We start from the raw sequence: 15,720 nt of genomic DNA, 5'->3' as shown, positions 1-15,720 counted from the left end.
AAGGCTGTTTCGGAAAATTCAGCAATGTCGGGATGGGCCAGCGCCATAGGTGCCGCACCTAAGAATGCGAGCCCGAACAGGCTTGGCCAGAGGTAAGATTTGAGTGTCATTGGGCGTATCCATTGTTTGTATTCAGGGGGAAGCAATCGTCAGTGCGCTTCATCTGCACTGAACAAGATTAGGCTTTCGAGAAAGCTCACGATCCGCGCAGCATCCGCGTCAGACATCGCCGCATAGGCATTTCGGCTGACTGCTGCCTCGCCGCCATGCGCAAGGATCGCTTCCTCCAGTGTCGTCGCCCGGCCGTCGTGTAGCCACGGGCCGGTTGAACCCACGCCAGCAAGCGAGCGTGTTAGAAACACGGATGCGCCCATGCCGAGCGGATCGGACGGATCTGACAGAGCGGGCCCCATGTCATGGCGTTTGAAGTCGGAGTACCAGCAGGCGATCCCCTTCCCTTTTGCGTCGGTTTCAAGCGCTCCGAGATGGTACATACCGCCACTGCCCAGCAGGATTTGATTGTTCGGCGGATCAAGCCGCATGTCGAACGTGATAGCGGTATCAGAGACCAAACCATGCGCCTCGGGGCTGGACCCGTCAGGAAACAGAATATCGGCGTATCCGGCAACGCGGCTCGGCGCGCTGAACGTTGGGTCGGCGATTGTCATGCTTGGGGTGTGGCAACTGCTGCACCCCACAGTGTTAAACAGATGCTCTCCGGCGGCGATGTCTGCCTTCTGCACCTCCGCAAGGTCGATGACCCCGATATCCGCCAGCTCAACCGTGCTGACAGGCCGTTCGAGCGCTGCCATGTAAAGGGTGAGCGCAGTGACATCACCAACACTCAGCTCGTGGATCACGCCATCATAGTCGCCATCCTGTGCGCCGACCAACTCGGTTGCCTGCAAACCCAATTCGTTATGCGCCGCATCACGGGTAAACGACCTGATCGTGGCGTGATTGCCTTTCCAGCCGAACGGACGAACCACCAGATCAGCGTCGATACCGGCCAGCTGACTTGTATCAATCGATACTTCGCAGGGGTCCTCGCTGATACGGGTCAATGACAAGCTGCCAAACGCAACCTCCTTGGCTACAAGAGCTACGGTCGCAGATCCTTTTGCACACGCGAGCTGCCTCGCGTCTTCGCGCAGGAGGTAAAGCTCGACGCTCATTTCCTCTGCGAGGCGCTGCGGAATAGAGAGCGCAAACAGCGATGTGGTGTTCCGTTCGAGATATTGACTTGGATCGCCCGTATGATCCGGATCGAGGACCACATTCATCGCGACACCTCCAGCTCCGTTGGCGAAGGGTGCGCTGTGACAGCTTATGCAGCTTGTGGCATTTGCACCGCCTTCACGTTTCGGGAAATGGGTTGCCCATTCCTGATCCCCGTCCAGATCGGCACGCGGAAACCTTGTAAAACGGCGGCCTTCGCCAATATTGGCACCAACCCCGTGATTTGCGGTAAAGTCGAATTCGGACAGCTTATCACCTGCCTCGAACGCCTGCAAAAATGCAGTATCGCCCTGATCGCGTATCACCAACTCATTGAGATAGTTTTGGTCAACCTGCTGGAGGGGTTCTTCTGCAATAGCGGTGAGCGGCGTGAAGAGAACGGTAGTCAAAAAAGTGGCAGGAGCGATGCTTGAATAACATTTGTTCATGTATCGCTCCATTCATTTTTTTCCGACAGACGACCGATTGCCCTACCCCGCTCTGAGACCTCGCGGCCTGTTCCCGCTTTTGAGAGTTTGGCAGCAAGATTATTTGACCAAACCTTTGCTTCTGCGTTCTTCTGAAGCCCGATCGAAAGGGGAATGTGGGCCTCAGAAGCAGCGATGTGTGCGACTGATGCAGACGAACCTTTGCGCCCATCAAAAAGAGCGATGGCGGAGGCGAACAGAAATACAGGCAGCTTTATGAGAGATCTCATGAGCTTTCCTTTCCGAGCTGTTGCTGGAAGTGGGGTAGATCGGAGTAAATCAGCCGTTCTTTGGCGGATTTGCAGGCACGCACGCCAAGGGTACATCGGCCTTGGGGGACATACATTTGCCCTGGACCGTTTCACCCTCGCGATTATTGAATGAACATGCCGACTGCGGATCTACATTTGCGCAGGCGTCAAGCGCTTCACGAGGTGGACGACCCGCCCGGTTTCCTTGTCCAGCCGGAGCGGATTGTGCGACAGAAAAGCTTTGCGCTGAAGTGGCAGAAGCGCTCTCAGCCCGGACTGCCGAAATGTTGAGCGCACCAAGAATGACGACGGCGAAGGTCGTTGCAAGAAGGATGTTTTGGTTGCCACGAATGCGCGGGACAGTCGATCTGTAGATCGGAATTTTTCGGTTTGCTGCGAACTGCGCACGGATCGCTCTGATTTTTTCTGCGAACATTTTTGGTCTCCTGTATAGGCGTTGAGTCGCCCTTCACAGGTTCAATTTGCCCGTTCTTTAAGAAGCGAGTTTGCAGCAATTATGCAGGCAAAATGAAGACAGGAAAAAAACTCCTGCTGTTCCAAATTCAGCTCACGTATCAGTCGGAAAGCAATTGTTGTTCGCTTCATCCGTCGTAGGCATAGCCCACGCCATAGACCGAGCGGATGGGGTCCCACGTGCTCACCGCAGCGATTTTTCGGCGCATGTTCCGGATGTGGCTGTCAACGGTACGGTCAAATACTTCGGTATCATCCGGAAAAGCCAGCGACAGCAGTTGATCGCGCGAAAAGACCCGCCCTGGACGCGCGACCAGCGATTGCAGCAACGCAAATTCACGCCGTGTGAGGCCAAGCTCGATGCCATCAATCCTCGCTTGCCACTTGTCGGCATCGATCGCCAAACGTGTATCGGTATGCGCAGGCTCGACCACGCCGCCAGAGGGGCGTCTACGCAAGACCGCTCTGACCCGCGCAACAAGCTCGCGAGGGGAATATGGCTTGCACAGATAGTCGTCGGCTCCGAGCTCAAGCCCCAGCAGGCGGTCGATCTCTTCTACTTTTGCGGTTGTCATGATGATTGGGACGTCGGATGTTTTGCGTAACTCACGACAGATTGACAGACCATCCACACCAGGCAGCATCAGGTCAAGAATGACCAGATCATGCTGCTGTGCCTGCGCAATTTCGACAGCGCCTGTGCCTTCGGCCAGCAGGTCGACGCTCATGCCCTCTGCAATCAGATAATCCCGCACGATTTCAGCAAGGGCTACCTCATCTTCCACGATCAAGATGTGTGGCACTGTCATGCGGTCTCCTTCGGCAATCGTATGGTGATTTTCAGCCCGCCCAAGGCCGAGTGTCCCGCAGTAATCGTGCCGCCGTGGGCCTCGACAATCGCCTTGCACACAGACAGGCCCAATCCCGACCCACCCGATGCACGCGATCTTGAACCCTCCACGCGGAAAAAGCGGTCAAACAGCCGACCAATATCGGCATCCGGTGGCGCGGGCGGTGTGTCATCAACGCTCAGAACTGCATAATCCCCTGTTTCCCTCAATCTCATGCGCACTTGGCCCGGTCCGTCCGTATATCTGCCCGCATTCTCAAGCAGATTATCGATGACCTGACCAATTTGCCCACCGTCGCAGTCAATCAATATCCGGGCCGCCAGATCAAGGTCCAAATCTATGCCCTGCGTGGCCAGTTTCGATCTCGCTGCTTCGGCGGACACGCTTGCGATTCCCGACAGGTCTTCGCGGGAAAAATTGGCCGACAGTTCGGCTTCGCGTGCGTAAGACAGCGTCTTGAGGTCCTGCACCAATCGGGACAGCCGCATCAACGCCGCGTGCATCTCGGTCAGTGTCTTTCCATCGGGCTGGCGTATCCCGTCCTGAAGTGCCTCTACTTGAGCGCGCAGCACCGCAAGAGGGGTTTGCAATTCGTGACTGGTGTTCGATATCCACTCCCGCTCGGCCTTTGCAGTCTGTTCAAGGTTTGCGGCCAAACTGTTGTAGTGGTCGATCAACTGCCCCAGTTCATCGGTGCGATCCTGCCTGATACGTGCGGTATAATTACCCGCGGCCATCGTTTTCGCTCCAGCTTCCAATCGCCTGATCGGCCCCAATAACTGACGCGCGATGATATAGGCCGCAGCAGCTGAAATGGCGATTGCAATCAAGGCCGCCAGCAGGAGAGACAAATACTGGCCACGTAGGAAAAATGCTTCACTGGCGTTCTCGGCTGCGACGGGTGCGTTCATCCCAAGATAGCCGAGAAGCTCTCCATCGGCGCAATCGCCTTGCGCACAAATCGGGCGACGGTCAAACACCTTCAAGCGCTTCGGATTGCCGGCAATATGGTTACCCTCGCGATCAAGTAGAACAAGTCGTTCGTCCAGTCTCAGGTCTTCACCACCTGCGCCAAAGGGTGGCGGATTGCTTGTCATTGGCGGCGGCCCGCCAGGCGGAGGAGGAGGCGGTCGGCCGCTGTCTATGCCCGGCCGTGGGGTATGCGCGCGCAGAAAGTAGCTCCATTGTTGCGGATTATCCGCAAACTCGGCCCAACTGCCCCGATGTGCCTCAGCTAAAGAGGATGTCAGGTCATCGAACCGCGCAAGTTCACCCCGAAGCAGATACTGGGCAAAACCATCTCGCATCCATGCCGCAACCATCAACGCCATAACCATAACGACCAATACAGCGGTCGCCGCGATAGCAGCAAATATTTTGGCAAACAAAGACCTGCGGATATTTTTCATACGGGATGATATCGCATTAAAATGTGCAGGGTGTATGCAGGATTTTATCCAATTCGACATTTTTGCACCTGAAGGAAACGCCCACAAAATCTGTAGTTTCCAACGCGCGGCGCGTGTCGGATCCAAGCGCACGGCACCTGTTATGGCCGCTCGGAACCCAGTTTCACCGCCAAAGCAATACCAGACAAAACGCAGGCAAGTCGGTAGGTCACTCCGACGGCGCTCCGTCCCGTGTAAACGCGGTTTTTCTTTTTTTGCCCCCTCCACCGTGGCGTTTTTCACAGATGCGAATGCAGTATGCGTTGAAAAGTTTGCAGCGGCGATTCTCGCTACGACCTGCATGAATGACCAGTTCTCCCGCGGCACGACGGCAATGAACGTTACGCCTACGCAGAAATTCTTCATGCGGCGAACGCGTGCAGCAAGACTTCGTCACGTCTACTGTGGGCTCACTGCCGCCTTCCACGCCGCAGAGAGAAGCCCCGTTTATATATTTGTCTGAATGTCGGCACTCGCCGGAGGGGCAATCCAGGCTCGCGCTTGCAGCGTATGACCGCTCACCGCCCTCTCTGCCGATAACGTTGATACTTAATCTTCAAATATCTGCGCAATGATCAGAATTTCTGCTGATGTCACATTGTCGATGACGATGTACGGTCCAAGTTCATCCATGCTCGGGTTAATTCGGACCCTTAGGGCCTTTGAGATCTTTCGCAGCACCAAATGCTTAGCATGCAGCTTCAGGCGCGCAGGCGGCCCGTCACCAGCTCGATTGCGGACATCGTATTCGAGCTTCCCTGGTCTATAATCCTCCGAACCACTACCCGCAAATTCAGACGAACTTTTGAACCCGCCTGATGCCAACCTCAACCTCTTGTGAGGTGCTGAACGGGCTACCACTTCCACGTGGGGAGTTTGGCGCTCTTCCATTGAGCCGGGAATATCGGTGAAAGCTCCTGCTACGTGGCGTGACAATGCTTCAACTACGCTACATGGACATGGTTTAGATTTGTCTGGAGTGAGGGGGGAATCTTGGGTTTGCGAACGCGTCCCTCGACTAACATTGAAAGGCATGAGCACCTCCTATAGAGACCATCTGGTTCGGTTGCGTCACAAGCTCTCTGGGCTCGCGTCCGGTTTCTCTCTGTCAATGTAAGTTCGGTCGGTTGATCGCCTGCTCAACAGCATCCAGCATTCTCGCGACTGATCGTAGGCTTATGAGCTGCGGAGCCTTGATAGCCTCGATGACTTCCTTCACGACATAAACGGCTTCGGGCGGGAGGTTCCTATCTGCGCCCAAACGATTTGCAAATCCAAGCAGGTGCTCCATTGAAAGCGGAGGAATCTCTAAAGGGGGGCAACGGCTGAGAAACGGTGCGGGCAACCCCTCCACGCTGTTTGCGGTCATGATCCATGTAACCCACGACATATCAAAGGATACGCGGAAATAGGGGCAAGACCACTGCGCGGCCGTAGAGCGCTCGAGAAATGGCAAAAGACCTTCGGACAAATTGAATCGCTGCCCTTTCATGGACTCGACCGTGCCAGCTTTCTCAATTTCATCGATCACAATAACCGGGTTCGCGACACCGCTGGCCATGATGAATTCCAAGGGCTTTCCTGGCCCTGCAGATCCCCAACCACGTTGCGATCCAGCTACGGAGAATGATGCGGGTTCGGCGGTAGCTTCAATCACTGATGTCGGCACCATCAGATGCTGCGCTAAGGACCGGGCCCAGAAGGTTTTCCAGTCCCGGGTGGCCCCACCAAGAGCAGCGGCCTTAAACGCGGTGCCGGATAACCGTTGCGCACAGAAGCGCGCATGTCCTGCCAGATCATCTCAGTTGCTGCTGCCATCCAAGGCATCTCGGAATGGATGGCGGAAGCAATCTCATCGGCGCGGTGTTCGGATACAACTTGAACCGGCTCTGTGCCATGGCGGAACACTTCCAGCCTCTGGCGGTCTTTGTCAGCAAGATGGCCCATGCCCGATCTACGAGAAACCGCGTCTCTGTAGACTGCTATCTTTTGCAAAATATTGCGCCGATCTCGGTCAGAGATTTGATTGTCTGGTTTGCATTTGCCCATCTTTTCTCGGAAATTGATCAGGTACTGTTTCAACCGATGTTCGATGTCAAAGACCGACGGAGCATTCGGGTCCGGGAATCTCACGTCGGCAAATTTGATGCGTGGCATTTGATGTCCTCTCATGACCAGTTCACCAGTAACTTAGCGACCAGCATTCGACAGCGAATGACTGCCTTGGGTTAAGCGAGAGGATCCGGAACCTTGAGAACTTTATGCGAACATCTGGTGCCTTCCGTCAACCACCTTGCCTCGCTCCAAGGCCGTCAACGAAAGATGCCGACCCTCTCGGATCGGCACTTTTGAAAGCAATAAATTTCAAGAATTTAACGCGCAGTAGAAGAAATAGACCTAGAAAGTGGAAGACAATCCAGCCGAAATGCCGCTGAATTGCCCGCCGTTTCACTGACATGAAATCACCAGACAGGATTTGCCACCAAGGCTCCCGCGGACCCCTAGTTTTCATGGGGCCGTGAAACGCCGCGGCCGGAGGGCCTGCCACTGCGGCGGGTCATGATTTGCCGGTGAAAGTCAGGAACCCGTCGTTCGCTGGGCAAGCTTCTCTCACCAAGCAGATGGTCAAAGTTATCTGCCGTATGACACACTAAAAGTACTAGGCCGAGGAGAAGATCAGGATCGTGCTGGCAACAGCCATCGCAAAATGCCTTTGATCGGCAGGGCGGACGCACACAGCAGCAATGCACCCAAACCAAGCAATGCCGCGCTGCCGGGCCGCTCAAGAAAGACCATCGGGTCCCCCCGCGACAGCAACATGGCGCGACGGAAAAATTCCTCCATCATCGGCCCAAGCACAAAGCCAATCAACATCGGCGCGGGTTCGAAGCGAAACAGGCGCAGGACGTAGCCGATAAGCCCAAAGGCAAGCGTTGCCCAGACGTCCACCAGCGAATTTGAAATCCCGTAAACCCCGACGCAAATCATCATGATAACGGTCGGGTACAGGTAATAATGCGGCACCCGCAGCAGACGCACCCATAGACCAATTAACGGAATATTCAGAACCAAAAGGAAGAAGTTCCCGAACAGAAAGCTAACGACAAGACCCCAGAATAGATCAGGGTGATCGGAAATAAGCCGCGGGCCCGGAGTGATCCCGTGGATCATCAACGCGCCAAGCATCAGCGCCATTGTGGTTGAGCCGGGTATCCCCAGCGTCAAGGTGGGGATGAAAGCGGTTTGCGCCGCCGCGTTGTTGGCGGATTCCGGCACGACGACCCCCTCAATCGCGCCCTTACCGAAATGCGCCTTGTTACGGCTGACTTTCTTCTCAAGCGCATAGCCGACAAAGCTGGCGACTGTCTGGCCGGTGCCCGGCAATGTGCCAAAGAATGACCCGATGGCAGAGCCACGCAAGGCGGGTAGAAAGCTACGCCGCCACTCGGCCCAGGTTGGGAAAATATCGCGCCCGCGCACGTTTTGTCCGGCATAGCTTTGCGTTGCCCCCCGCAGGGACACCATGACTTCGGAGATGCCAAACAAGCCCATCGCGACAACGACCAGCGACACCCCGTCGCGCAACTCAGGAATGCCCGCCGTGAACCGCGCATCGCCGCTGTTGACGTCAACACCAATTGCACCAAGCAAGATGCCCAAGCACACCATCATCAAGCCGCGCACAACGCCAGATGAGCTGACAATCGAAGCGGCAATTAGCCCGAGCACCATGACCGAAAAGTATTCGGCTGGTTGGAACAGCAGGGCGAACTCGGCCAGCTTTGGCGCGAGAAGGACCATGACGATGACGCCGACAATACCACCGAAGAAGGACGCGACAGAGGTGGCAAAGAGCGCGATGCCGGCTTTGCCCTGCTGGGCCATTGGGTAGCCATCGATACAGGTGACTGAAGACGACGGTGTGCCGGGAATATTCAGCAGAATTGAGGCGATCGAGCCGCCATATTCCGCGCCGTAATAGACTCCCGCCAACATCACCAACGCCGTGGTCGGCTCGAGGTAAAACGAGACCGGAAGCAGCATGGCAACAGCCGCCAGCGGACCCACACCGGGCAGCACGCCAATGAAGGTGCCCAGAAAGACGCCGATGAAGCAGTACAGCAAATTGGACGCCGTCGTGGCCGTACTGAACCCCAATGCCAAATTTGTCAGAACGTCCATATTAAAGTCCTTTGATGGAAACAAAGGGCATACCCAGCCCGCGCACGAAGATTAGCCAGACGCCGACTGCAACCCCGAGGGCCAAAGCGATCCGAAATGGCCAGCGAAACCCCGGTATTGCCGATCCGGTGGCAAAAACAGCAATGGCCGTGGCCGGGAGAACCCCAAGCAAGGGGGTGAAAAAGGCAAACGAGGCAACGCCCCCGGCCACCCCCAAAACGGCGATTGGATCGGCCTTGGCAGTCTCCATCGGGGCACGCAAATTTTGTACCAGCCCGATAGCGGCCAGCACGGACAAAAGACCCCCGACCAACAGCGGAAAGGCGCCCGATCCCATCCGGCGAAACGAGCCCAGATCAAGGCTCGCGATCGCGCCAAAGGCAAACGTAAGCCCCGCCGCTAGCATGATGAGCGGGCCGATCTGGGATATCATGGCGGTACGACGCATGGTGGCTCCTACAGCTCGAACTCGGGGCCGTCGTAGACATTCGGAACGGCGATTGTGCCCCTGCGAATGCCCTCGGCCAAGCTTGCGATGTATTCTCTGGCGGCCTCCGAAACCTCAGCCCCCATCGACAGGGTTACAAAATCCCCGTCTGCCAGGCCAAGCTCGACAATCTCGTCCGGGGTCACACCCGCCACCATATCGGCAATCGCCGCCTTCACCCCCAAATCAATCCTTGCCATCGCAGATGCTATGAACACCTCGGGATCGACGTCGACCCAATCCAGCGCGTTGCCAATCTGACGGCCTCCGCCGTTACGACAGGCCTCGATTGCGCCGGATCGCGCATCATTGAGCATCGTGAACACGATATCTGCCCCCGCCGCGATTTCCGCCTCAGTCCAAGCCTTGGTGATGGCGCTGTCGTCCTGCGTTCCGCAAAAGCCAGTCAAAGTTTGAACGTCAGGATCCGCATGCCTGACCCCCGCAACAAAGGCCGCGCGCCCTTTAAGACCGGGTGGCACCCGGTGCCCGGACAAATGGCCGACTGTCCCGGTTTTGGTCATCCGCGCAGCAAGTGCGCCCGCCAAAAAGGCCGAGTCCTCTTGGCGAACGTCATAGCTGGCAAGGTTCGAACCGGTCCGTTCGCCCTGCACGATGGCAAATTTCTTATCGGGATATTGGTCTGCTACTTCAAGCGTCGCGATATTGCCCTGACCACCGATAAACACCAATCCGTCGACCTCGGGCACCACCTCTGCCAGACGCTCGCGGATTTCATCTTGATCGTAGAGCACGCCAGACACGATCGAGATATCAGCCAGCGCTTCGGCGGTCGCCGCCTCGGCACCCGCAAGGGCGCTGGCATTAAAGCCAGCGTCCCGCACTTCGCCCACAAAAAAGACGGCAATCTTCATCTTGGCGCTCATTCCATTGCCGCCGTAACCAAGGGCGTCCACTGCGCCAGCAAATCGCTCACAAAGGCCTCAAACTCCGCGCTGGTTTTGGGTTCGCGCACCAGTCCCCATGTGTCGAACTGCGCCTGCACATCGGGCAAGCTCATCGCCTCGGTCAGCGCCATGTCCAGCTTGGCCTTGATCTCACCATCGACCCCCGCTGGAGCGCTCAACCCCAGCCAGTTTTCCGCCACGATGTCATAGCCCAACTCGGTGAAGGTCGGCACCTCGGGCAGAGAGGAAAGGCGCTCTGTCGCTGTGACGGCCAGCGGGATTGCCGTACCGTCCTGCACCGCCGGCAGGTTCTGCGGCACCGCATCAAAGATGGACGGAACCACGCCACCTCGGAAATCCAGACGCATCGGGCCAGAGCCTTTGTAGGGAATGTGGAACAGCTCGGCCTCAGTCACGTTCTGGAACTGCTCGGCAATGATATGTCCCCAAGAGCCCACGCCCGAGCTGCCGTATTCGTATTTGCCCGGATCGGCCTGTGCCGCCGCGATCAACGCCTCAAGGTCACTGACTCCCATGGACGAGGCGGCGAACAGGCCAAGGTGGACCGTGCCGATATAGGTGATGTGATCGAAGTCCGTGATCGGGTCATAGGGCGTGTCGGGAAAACGGACTGGCGCGACATTAAACGGGGTCAGATTAGACAGCATGAAGGTATAGCCATCCGGGTCCGCAGCTTTCAAAGCTGACGCGGCTACTGTACCGGCTGCACCGGGTTTGTTTTCGACCACAAACTGCTGGCCAAGCGTTGCCGACAGTTTTTCGCCAAGCATCCGTGCCACAAGATCACTGGACCCGCCCGGAGGAAAGGATACCAGAATCTTCACCGGGCGTTCGGGCCACTTGGTTTCGGCAAAGACGGGCATGGAAAGGATGGCGAGTGTGGAAAAAGTTGCGCCGAGCAGATGTCTACGTTTCATATTCTGGTTCCCTCTGAGTGAATCCGTGAAACTAAGGTTTCACGAAAGTCGCCTGCTGCGCCTACAGGAAACTGAAGTTTTACGAATTTTCTGAAACGGAATCGTGGTATTGCCCAGAAATTGGGCGTGATTTTTAGGATAAAACCCATTTGCGCTCTCGACGAGAACGGAGCAAAACCCCTTCTTATGGCCAACCTCGCGATATTTTCCGAATCAACAGGCTTTGAACTTGCGCCAGACGAGCTGCCCACTCAGATTACCCGTATGGAACCCGAATTTCACGACGACATGACATTTTTGGCCCGCATCCGGTCCAGCCTGCCCAACTTGCACCGCGCCGAACGCAAGTTGGGGGCATTCCTGCTGGATTTTCCAGGGGATCTTGCCTCCTACGATGCGCAAGAACTGGCCCGGCTGAGTGGTGTGTCCAAGGCGACGGTCTCCCGATTTGTCCGGCGCATCGGATTTGCCAGTTACGAAACCGCGCGCCGCGCCGCTCGCGAAGAGCGACAAACCGGATCACGCCATTTTCTGGCACATGCCGAGAACGTGCCCCACGAAAGCCAGCTCGCCACCAGCATGCAGGAGGAAATGCAAAACATCGTATGGACGTTTGAGCATATCGATGCCGCGGATCTGGATGCGCTTGCCGAGGCGATTGTGAGTGCGCGTAAGGTCTGGCTCGCGGGGTATCGGATCAGCCACAGCTTTGCGGAGTACATCTATTGGCAACTGGCGAAAGTGGTGCCTGACGCGGCCATCATTCCGCATGCCGGTGAAAGCCTTGGTGAGCATTTTGCCACAATCCAGCCTGACGATTTGGTGATCTGGATCGCCCTACGCCGCCGGATGGCAAATACCGATCTCGCCCTGGATGAGTTGCAAGCCCTTGGGGCACAAATCGGGCTTATCACCGATGATGGAAGCCAACCTGATGACCGGGCGAAATGGCATTTCCGCTGCCGCATCGAAACCTCGAGCCCGCAGTTCAACCATGCGTCCGTGATGTCGCTCTGCCACCAAATCGTCACACGCGCCACGTTACGCGCCGGATTGGCGGCCCGCACCCGTCTGCGGCGTATCGACGAGATCAATGAACGTTTGAAAGAGGTTTAGGCTCTAGACCCATTGTTTTAGAGCCAGAACAAGACGGTCGCTGCGAGCCCGATTGCTGAAAAGATTACAGTGGGGGCTGTCGAAGCGTTTGGCGCCAAAATCGCATTGCGCAGGGAATTGGAAAGTCGCAAAGCTCGCCCAATATTGTCTCAGCCGTTTCGGGCCATATGAAATACTGCGTCATCGTATGTGGGTGTTTCTTGCTCAGCCCCCCACAGGGGCAGGGACGCGTAGTGGCTCTTTGATGGGCTACAGCTTCATTGCGATCTGTGGTCATCGGCGCCCCGTCGAAATAGATGATCCCGTCCCGGGCCAGGTCTACATCGATAAGTCCATCTGGCAGCACGTAACGCCAATAGCCAGAGCTGCCGTAGTTCGCGACGGCCTTCTCGTAGCGCGCATCACGGCCGCAATCAGCATGCAAAATTACAGGGACAGCGCCCAACGCGCAGAGCTTCTCTTCATGGACTGAGAGGGTTTTCGACAGACGCGCAGTGGTCAGCCAGTTTGGCGAGGGGTCGTTGAATCGCATTAAAACGGAGGCATCCTTGATGCCTCCGAGAGAATGACGGCCAGTTCGCGTGGGGTCAGCGCCTCATGTTCCAGCGCAAACTCGATCAGATCATCCCGCCGGTCCTGCGGAATTCGGTTCCAGACCGACTTCGACCGAGGCGCGCGGTCCCGTTAAAGCGTCAAGGCCGCCTTCGACGTAGCGGTCATATCCCGTTGACCGGCAACACATGCGTTGCATGTGTGAGATGGGCGGTAAAATGTCGTGCGCGGGATACCCAGCATATCAAGGGTCATTTTTGTGGGCAGGTGTGATCCCTCAACCGTGCGAATGATCTCAAGCTTCTCGGTTGCTGCCCTCTCATCGCTGCAAGCAGCGACTGTCGGGTAGTAGATACCTCATTCCTCGAACTCCCCAGCCCCTGTCATGCTTTTTTTGAGCAGACGGTTTTTAAGGGTTAGGTCAGCCACGCATTCCTTCAGAGCCACGGCCTAGGATCGCAGATCCTTCACCTCAAGCGATGTCGCCTGACGCGCTGTGTCGCCGGAGAGGCGACGCTTTCCAGCCTCAAGGAATTCCTTCGACCAAGTATAATACAGGCTGTCAGAGATACCCTCGCGGCGACATAACGCAGAGATGCTCTCCTCCACGCGCAATCCGGCCAAAATAATGCGGTTCTTCTCCTCCGCCGAGTAGGTCTGGCGGGTCTTGCGGCGGATGTTTTTGACCAGCTTGTCGGCTGCATCTTTCGATGTTCCGGGCTTCTTGTTCATCTTCGCTCCTTAAAGGCTACGATGAACCAGAAACCCTCCGTTGTTCAAATCATCAAATCTGTCCCACAGGTGCTGACGTCAGACAGGGGTGAACATTCCAAGCAGTCTCCGCTTCAGCGCCAGATGCCTAAGGAACTTTGCACAGCGCGGTCCGATGTCGGTCTCATTTTTGCCGATATTCAAAACTACGGTTTCTGGAACATGGCCTGTTTGTCTTTCAATTTGTCAATTTTTACCCGCAACAGCCCAGCCTCTTTAGTTATCGGTTCTTGCCGAGAGCACGACTTTTTGGAGTAATTACACATGTCGGATACTTCGGCTTTAGACCTCGGAAAGAGTGCTGTTGTAATTGGTGATAAAGCTTCATCCGTGCGCCCAAGATCAAAGTTGATGGTCGCGGGTTCTCTCGCATTCTTCATTTTGCTGATGATCGCGACCCTACGGATTGCATCGGCGCTGGTTCATCAAGCGGTGGAACGCGACGCCTCCCGCCGATCTCTTGAATGGGCCGAATTCGCGATAAGCCAAGCTCCGCACATCGCGAACTTGGCTGAAGGGCTGCCTATAAAAACTGAAGATTGGGAAACCTTCAAAAATTTGACCGACTTTGCCGGTGTCTTCCGCTTTAAGATCTTCAGCGCTGACGGAGTGCTTCGCTACGTATCTGATGATTTTAATGCTACAGGAGAGGACCTCGGAAAGCATAACCCTCTTGCTTCAGGTGTTGTGAGTTCAGGGCAGCCTTTTACATCTGTCGAAGACGGGCGAAATAAGCCTAATCGCCCTAATCTATATAGCGAAACCTACCTACCAGTATTCGACAACGGGCGAATGGTGGCGATTGCAGAAACCTATATGGATCAAACGAACAAGACTGCTGCCGTAAGGAGGGAATACGCATTTGTTGGAGCGGCGATGATGGGCATGATCGGCTTAGCGCTTTTAATACCTTCAATCGGCATATGGCTCATGTTCCGCCGCATCAACTTGAAAAACATAGAGTTGAAAAAATCCCAAACTCGCGCGCAAGCCTCGGACAAAGCCAAGAGCGAATTTATCTCTACCGTCAGCCATGAACTGAGAACTCCTTTGACGTCCATCAAAGGCTCGCTCGATATTTTGATATCCGGAAAGATCATCGATCTATCCGGACCAGCGCAGCGGTTGGTGGCCATGGCGGCAAAGAACGCAAGCATCCTCAACTTGCTTGTCAATGACCTTTTGGATTTCGAAAAGCTGGATACCGGCAACCTTGAGATGATCAAACGCCCGACCGATTTGACCAGTCTTTTGCGAGATGAACTTGAAATTTTAGAGACCTACGGGCCCCATCAGCATATTGAGTATCGTTTGTTCGGGGATGACAGCGCGCTGCTTGCCAATGTCGATCCCGACAGGATTGCTCAAGTCATTCGCAACCTGGTATCCAACGCAGCTAAATTCTCTCCGGTGGGCGGAAAAGTTGAAGTTTCTGTTCAGCAGAGTGACGGATCGATCCGGGTCGCAGTCGGTGATACGGGCTGCGGCATTTCAGAGGCGGATCAGGGCATGATTTTTGAGAGGTTCACGCAGGTAGATTCAACAAATACAAGGAAGCACAACGGGACTGGCCTTGGCCTGGCCATTTCAAAAGCGATTATTCAGGCCCATGACGGGGAGATTGGGGTTATCAGTGCCGTCGGTGAAGGAAGCGTGTTCTATTTCATCCTGCCTATTGGCATCGGATCCGATAACGAAGCCGCTGGCCTGCTGAAGGTCGCCTAAGCACAACCCGTTTTTGATCCTCAGGGCGATACCCCAATTCTACGCCAAATCGGGTGAAGCGGATGAGCATCCTGCCGATTGCGACGCAACCGAGGTTATGGCCAACGCAGTAGAAATGGTTGAAAGCTGCATAGCGGATTGTAGCAGCTAAAGTTTGGTGCCCTCTTAGGCGAAGGTAAAGCGAGAATCCGCAAGTCCCGAGAAAGGCGCCAAGGTTCGTAAGGCAGTCATTGACACAGGGCGTCCCACATGGCCGCGTTACGTGCTTTGGAAAGTGCTTGCACGAATAACAAAGCTGCGAAGCTCATAAG

At 55.7% G+C, this 15,720-nt stretch carries 15 protein-coding genes and 1 pseudogene; 3 read left to right on the top strand and 13 right to left on the bottom strand.

Features of this window, described 5'->3' with window-relative positions:
- Positions 1-149: 149 nt before the first annotated feature.
- From WNY61_RS19825 to WNY61_RS19770, 12 genes are all read right to left on the bottom strand, one after another.
- Positions 150-1,667 (bottom strand): di-heme oxidoredictase family protein, encoded by a 1,518-nt coding sequence (locus tag WNY61_RS19825; protein ID WP_342853163.1) that lies wholly within the window; start codon positions 1,665-1,667, stop codon positions 150-152.
- Positions 1,664-1,936: a hypothetical protein gene (locus tag WNY61_RS19820; RefSeq protein ID WP_342853162.1), complete on the bottom strand. Its 273-nt coding sequence runs from the start codon at positions 1,934-1,936 to the stop codon at positions 1,664-1,666. The genes WNY61_RS19825 and WNY61_RS19820 overlap by 4 nt, the downstream gene beginning before the upstream one ends.
- A gap of 49 nt (positions 1,937-1,985) precedes the next feature.
- Positions 1,986-2,393, bottom strand: a complete 408-nt coding sequence (locus tag WNY61_RS19815; protein ID WP_323804477.1) for a hypothetical protein — start codon at positions 2,391-2,393, stop codon at positions 1,986-1,988.
- A gap of 166 nt (positions 2,394-2,559) precedes the next feature.
- On the bottom strand, positions 2,560-3,240 hold the full coding sequence (locus WNY61_RS19810) for a response regulator (RefSeq protein WP_342853161.1): 681 nt from the start codon (positions 3,238-3,240) through the stop codon (positions 2,560-2,562).
- Positions 3,237-5,096 (bottom strand): ATP-binding protein, encoded by a 1,860-nt coding sequence (locus tag WNY61_RS19805; protein ID WP_342853160.1) that lies wholly within the window; start codon positions 5,094-5,096, stop codon positions 3,237-3,239. Before WNY61_RS19805 ends, WNY61_RS19810 begins: the two co-directional genes overlap by 4 nt.
- Positions 5,097-5,279: 183 nt before the next feature.
- Complete coding sequence (locus WNY61_RS19800; RefSeq protein ID WP_342853159.1) at positions 5,280-5,765, bottom strand: hypothetical protein; 486 nt, start codon at positions 5,763-5,765, stop codon at positions 5,280-5,282.
- Positions 5,766-5,838: 73 nt separating this feature from the next.
- Positions 5,839-6,402 carry an AAA family ATPase gene (locus tag WNY61_RS19795; protein WP_342853158.1) on the bottom strand — a complete coding sequence of 188 codons (564 nt, stop codon included), beginning with the start codon at positions 6,400-6,402 and terminating at the stop codon, positions 5,839-5,841.
- An 11-nt stretch (positions 6,403-6,413) separates the two neighbouring features.
- Entirely contained in the window at positions 6,414-6,887 is a 474-nt protein-coding gene (locus WNY61_RS19790; protein WP_342853157.1) for a hypothetical protein, read from the bottom strand.
- A 519-nt stretch (positions 6,888-7,406) separates the two neighbouring features.
- Positions 7,407-8,912: a tripartite tricarboxylate transporter permease gene (locus WNY61_RS19785; RefSeq protein ID WP_342853156.1), complete on the bottom strand. Its 1,506-nt coding sequence runs from the start codon at positions 8,910-8,912 to the stop codon at positions 7,407-7,409.
- Between the two features lies 1 nt (position 8,913).
- On the bottom strand, positions 8,914-9,360 hold the full coding sequence (locus WNY61_RS19780; protein ID WP_342853155.1) for a tripartite tricarboxylate transporter TctB family protein: 447 nt from the start codon (positions 9,358-9,360) through the stop codon (positions 8,914-8,916).
- Between the two features lie 8 nt (positions 9,361-9,368).
- The gene (locus tag WNY61_RS19775; protein WP_342853154.1) at positions 9,369-10,274 is read right to left on the bottom strand and encodes a BMP family protein; all 906 of its coding nucleotides are present in this window, start codon (positions 10,272-10,274) and stop codon (positions 9,369-9,371) included.
- 8 nt (positions 10,275-10,282) lie between these two features.
- Entirely contained in the window at positions 10,283-11,245 is a 963-nt protein-coding gene (locus WNY61_RS19770; RefSeq protein WP_342853153.1) for a tripartite tricarboxylate transporter substrate binding protein, read from the bottom strand.
- Positions 11,246-11,509: 264 nt separating this feature from the next.
- On the opposite strand from WNY61_RS19770, the gene WNY61_RS19765 reads away from it, so the two are divergent.
- On the top strand, positions 11,510-12,361 hold the full coding sequence (locus WNY61_RS19765) for a MurR/RpiR family transcriptional regulator (RefSeq protein WP_342853152.1): 852 nt from the start codon (positions 11,510-11,512) through the stop codon (positions 12,359-12,361).
- Between the two features lie 555 nt (positions 12,362-12,916).
- Here WNY61_RS19765 and WNY61_RS19760 read toward each other — a convergent pair.
- Positions 12,917-13,645, bottom strand: a pseudogene (locus WNY61_RS19760) (transposase); the annotation flags it as partial.
- 21 nt (positions 13,646-13,666) lie between these two features.
- Here WNY61_RS19760 and WNY61_RS19755 point away from each other — a divergent pair.
- Positions 13,667-13,942: a hypothetical protein gene (locus tag WNY61_RS19755; RefSeq protein WP_342853151.1), complete on the top strand. Its 276-nt coding sequence runs from the start codon at positions 13,667-13,669 to the stop codon at positions 13,940-13,942.
- Positions 13,943-13,948: 6 nt separating this feature from the next.
- Positions 13,949-15,409, top strand: a complete 1,461-nt coding sequence (locus tag WNY61_RS19750; protein ID WP_342853150.1) for a HAMP domain-containing sensor histidine kinase — start codon at positions 13,949-13,951, stop codon at positions 15,407-15,409.
- Positions 15,410-15,720 lie beyond the last annotated feature (311 nt).

This window comes from Sulfitobacter sp. AS92 (assembly GCF_038900015.1).
Taxonomy (GTDB): domain Bacteria; phylum Pseudomonadota; class Alphaproteobacteria; order Rhodobacterales; family Rhodobacteraceae; genus Sulfitobacter.
This window is presented reverse-complemented; position numbering and strand designations above follow the sequence as displayed.

What these genes read in the sequence shown, in the direction of transcription:
- WNY61_RS19805 (WP_342853160.1), bottom strand. Translation starts at nt 5,096, where the DNA reads ATGAAGAATTTCTGCGTAGGCGTAACGTTCATTGCCGTCGTGCCGCGG.
- WNY61_RS19780 (WP_342853155.1), bottom strand. Translation starts at nt 9,360, where the DNA reads ATGCGTCGTACCGCCATGATATCCCAGATCGGCCCGCTCATCATGCTA.
- WNY61_RS19790 (WP_342853157.1), bottom strand. Translation starts at nt 6,887, where the DNA reads ATGCCACGCATCAAATTTGCCGACGTGAGATTCCCGGACCCGAATGCT.
- WNY61_RS19795 (WP_342853158.1), bottom strand. Translation starts at nt 6,402, where the DNA reads ATGGTGCCGACATCAGTGATTGAAGCTACCGCCGAACCCGCATCATTC.
- WNY61_RS19785 (WP_342853156.1), bottom strand. Translation starts at nt 8,912, where the DNA reads ATGGACGTTCTGACAAATTTGGCATTGGGGTTCAGTACGGCCACGACG.
- WNY61_RS19755 (WP_342853151.1), top strand. Translation starts at nt 13,667, where the DNA reads ATGAACCAGAAACCCTCCGTTGTTCAAATCATCAAATCTGTCCCACAG.
- WNY61_RS19810 (WP_342853161.1), bottom strand. Translation starts at nt 3,240, where the DNA reads ATGACAGTGCCACACATCTTGATCGTGGAAGATGAGGTAGCCCTTGCT.
- WNY61_RS19820 (WP_342853162.1), bottom strand. Translation starts at nt 1,936, where the DNA reads ATGAGATCTCTCATAAAGCTGCCTGTATTTCTGTTCGCCTCCGCCATC.
- WNY61_RS19750 (WP_342853150.1), top strand. Translation starts at nt 13,949, where the DNA reads ATGTCGGATACTTCGGCTTTAGACCTCGGAAAGAGTGCTGTTGTAATT.
- WNY61_RS19800 (WP_342853159.1), bottom strand. Translation starts at nt 5,765, where the DNA reads ATGCCTTTCAATGTTAGTCGAGGGACGCGTTCGCAAACCCAAGATTCC.
- WNY61_RS19765 (WP_342853152.1), top strand. Translation starts at nt 11,510, where the DNA reads ATGGAACCCGAATTTCACGACGACATGACATTTTTGGCCCGCATCCGG.
- WNY61_RS19775 (WP_342853154.1), bottom strand. Translation starts at nt 10,274, where the DNA reads ATGAAGATTGCCGTCTTTTTTGTGGGCGAAGTGCGGGACGCTGGCTTT.
- WNY61_RS19825 (WP_342853163.1), bottom strand. Translation starts at nt 1,667, where the DNA reads ATGAACAAATGTTATTCAAGCATCGCTCCTGCCACTTTTTTGACTACC.
- WNY61_RS19815 (WP_323804477.1), bottom strand. Translation starts at nt 2,393, where the DNA reads ATGTTCGCAGAAAAAATCAGAGCGATCCGTGCGCAGTTCGCAGCAAAC.
- WNY61_RS19770 (WP_342853153.1), bottom strand. Translation starts at nt 11,245, where the DNA reads ATGAAACGTAGACATCTGCTCGGCGCAACTTTTTCCACACTCGCCATC.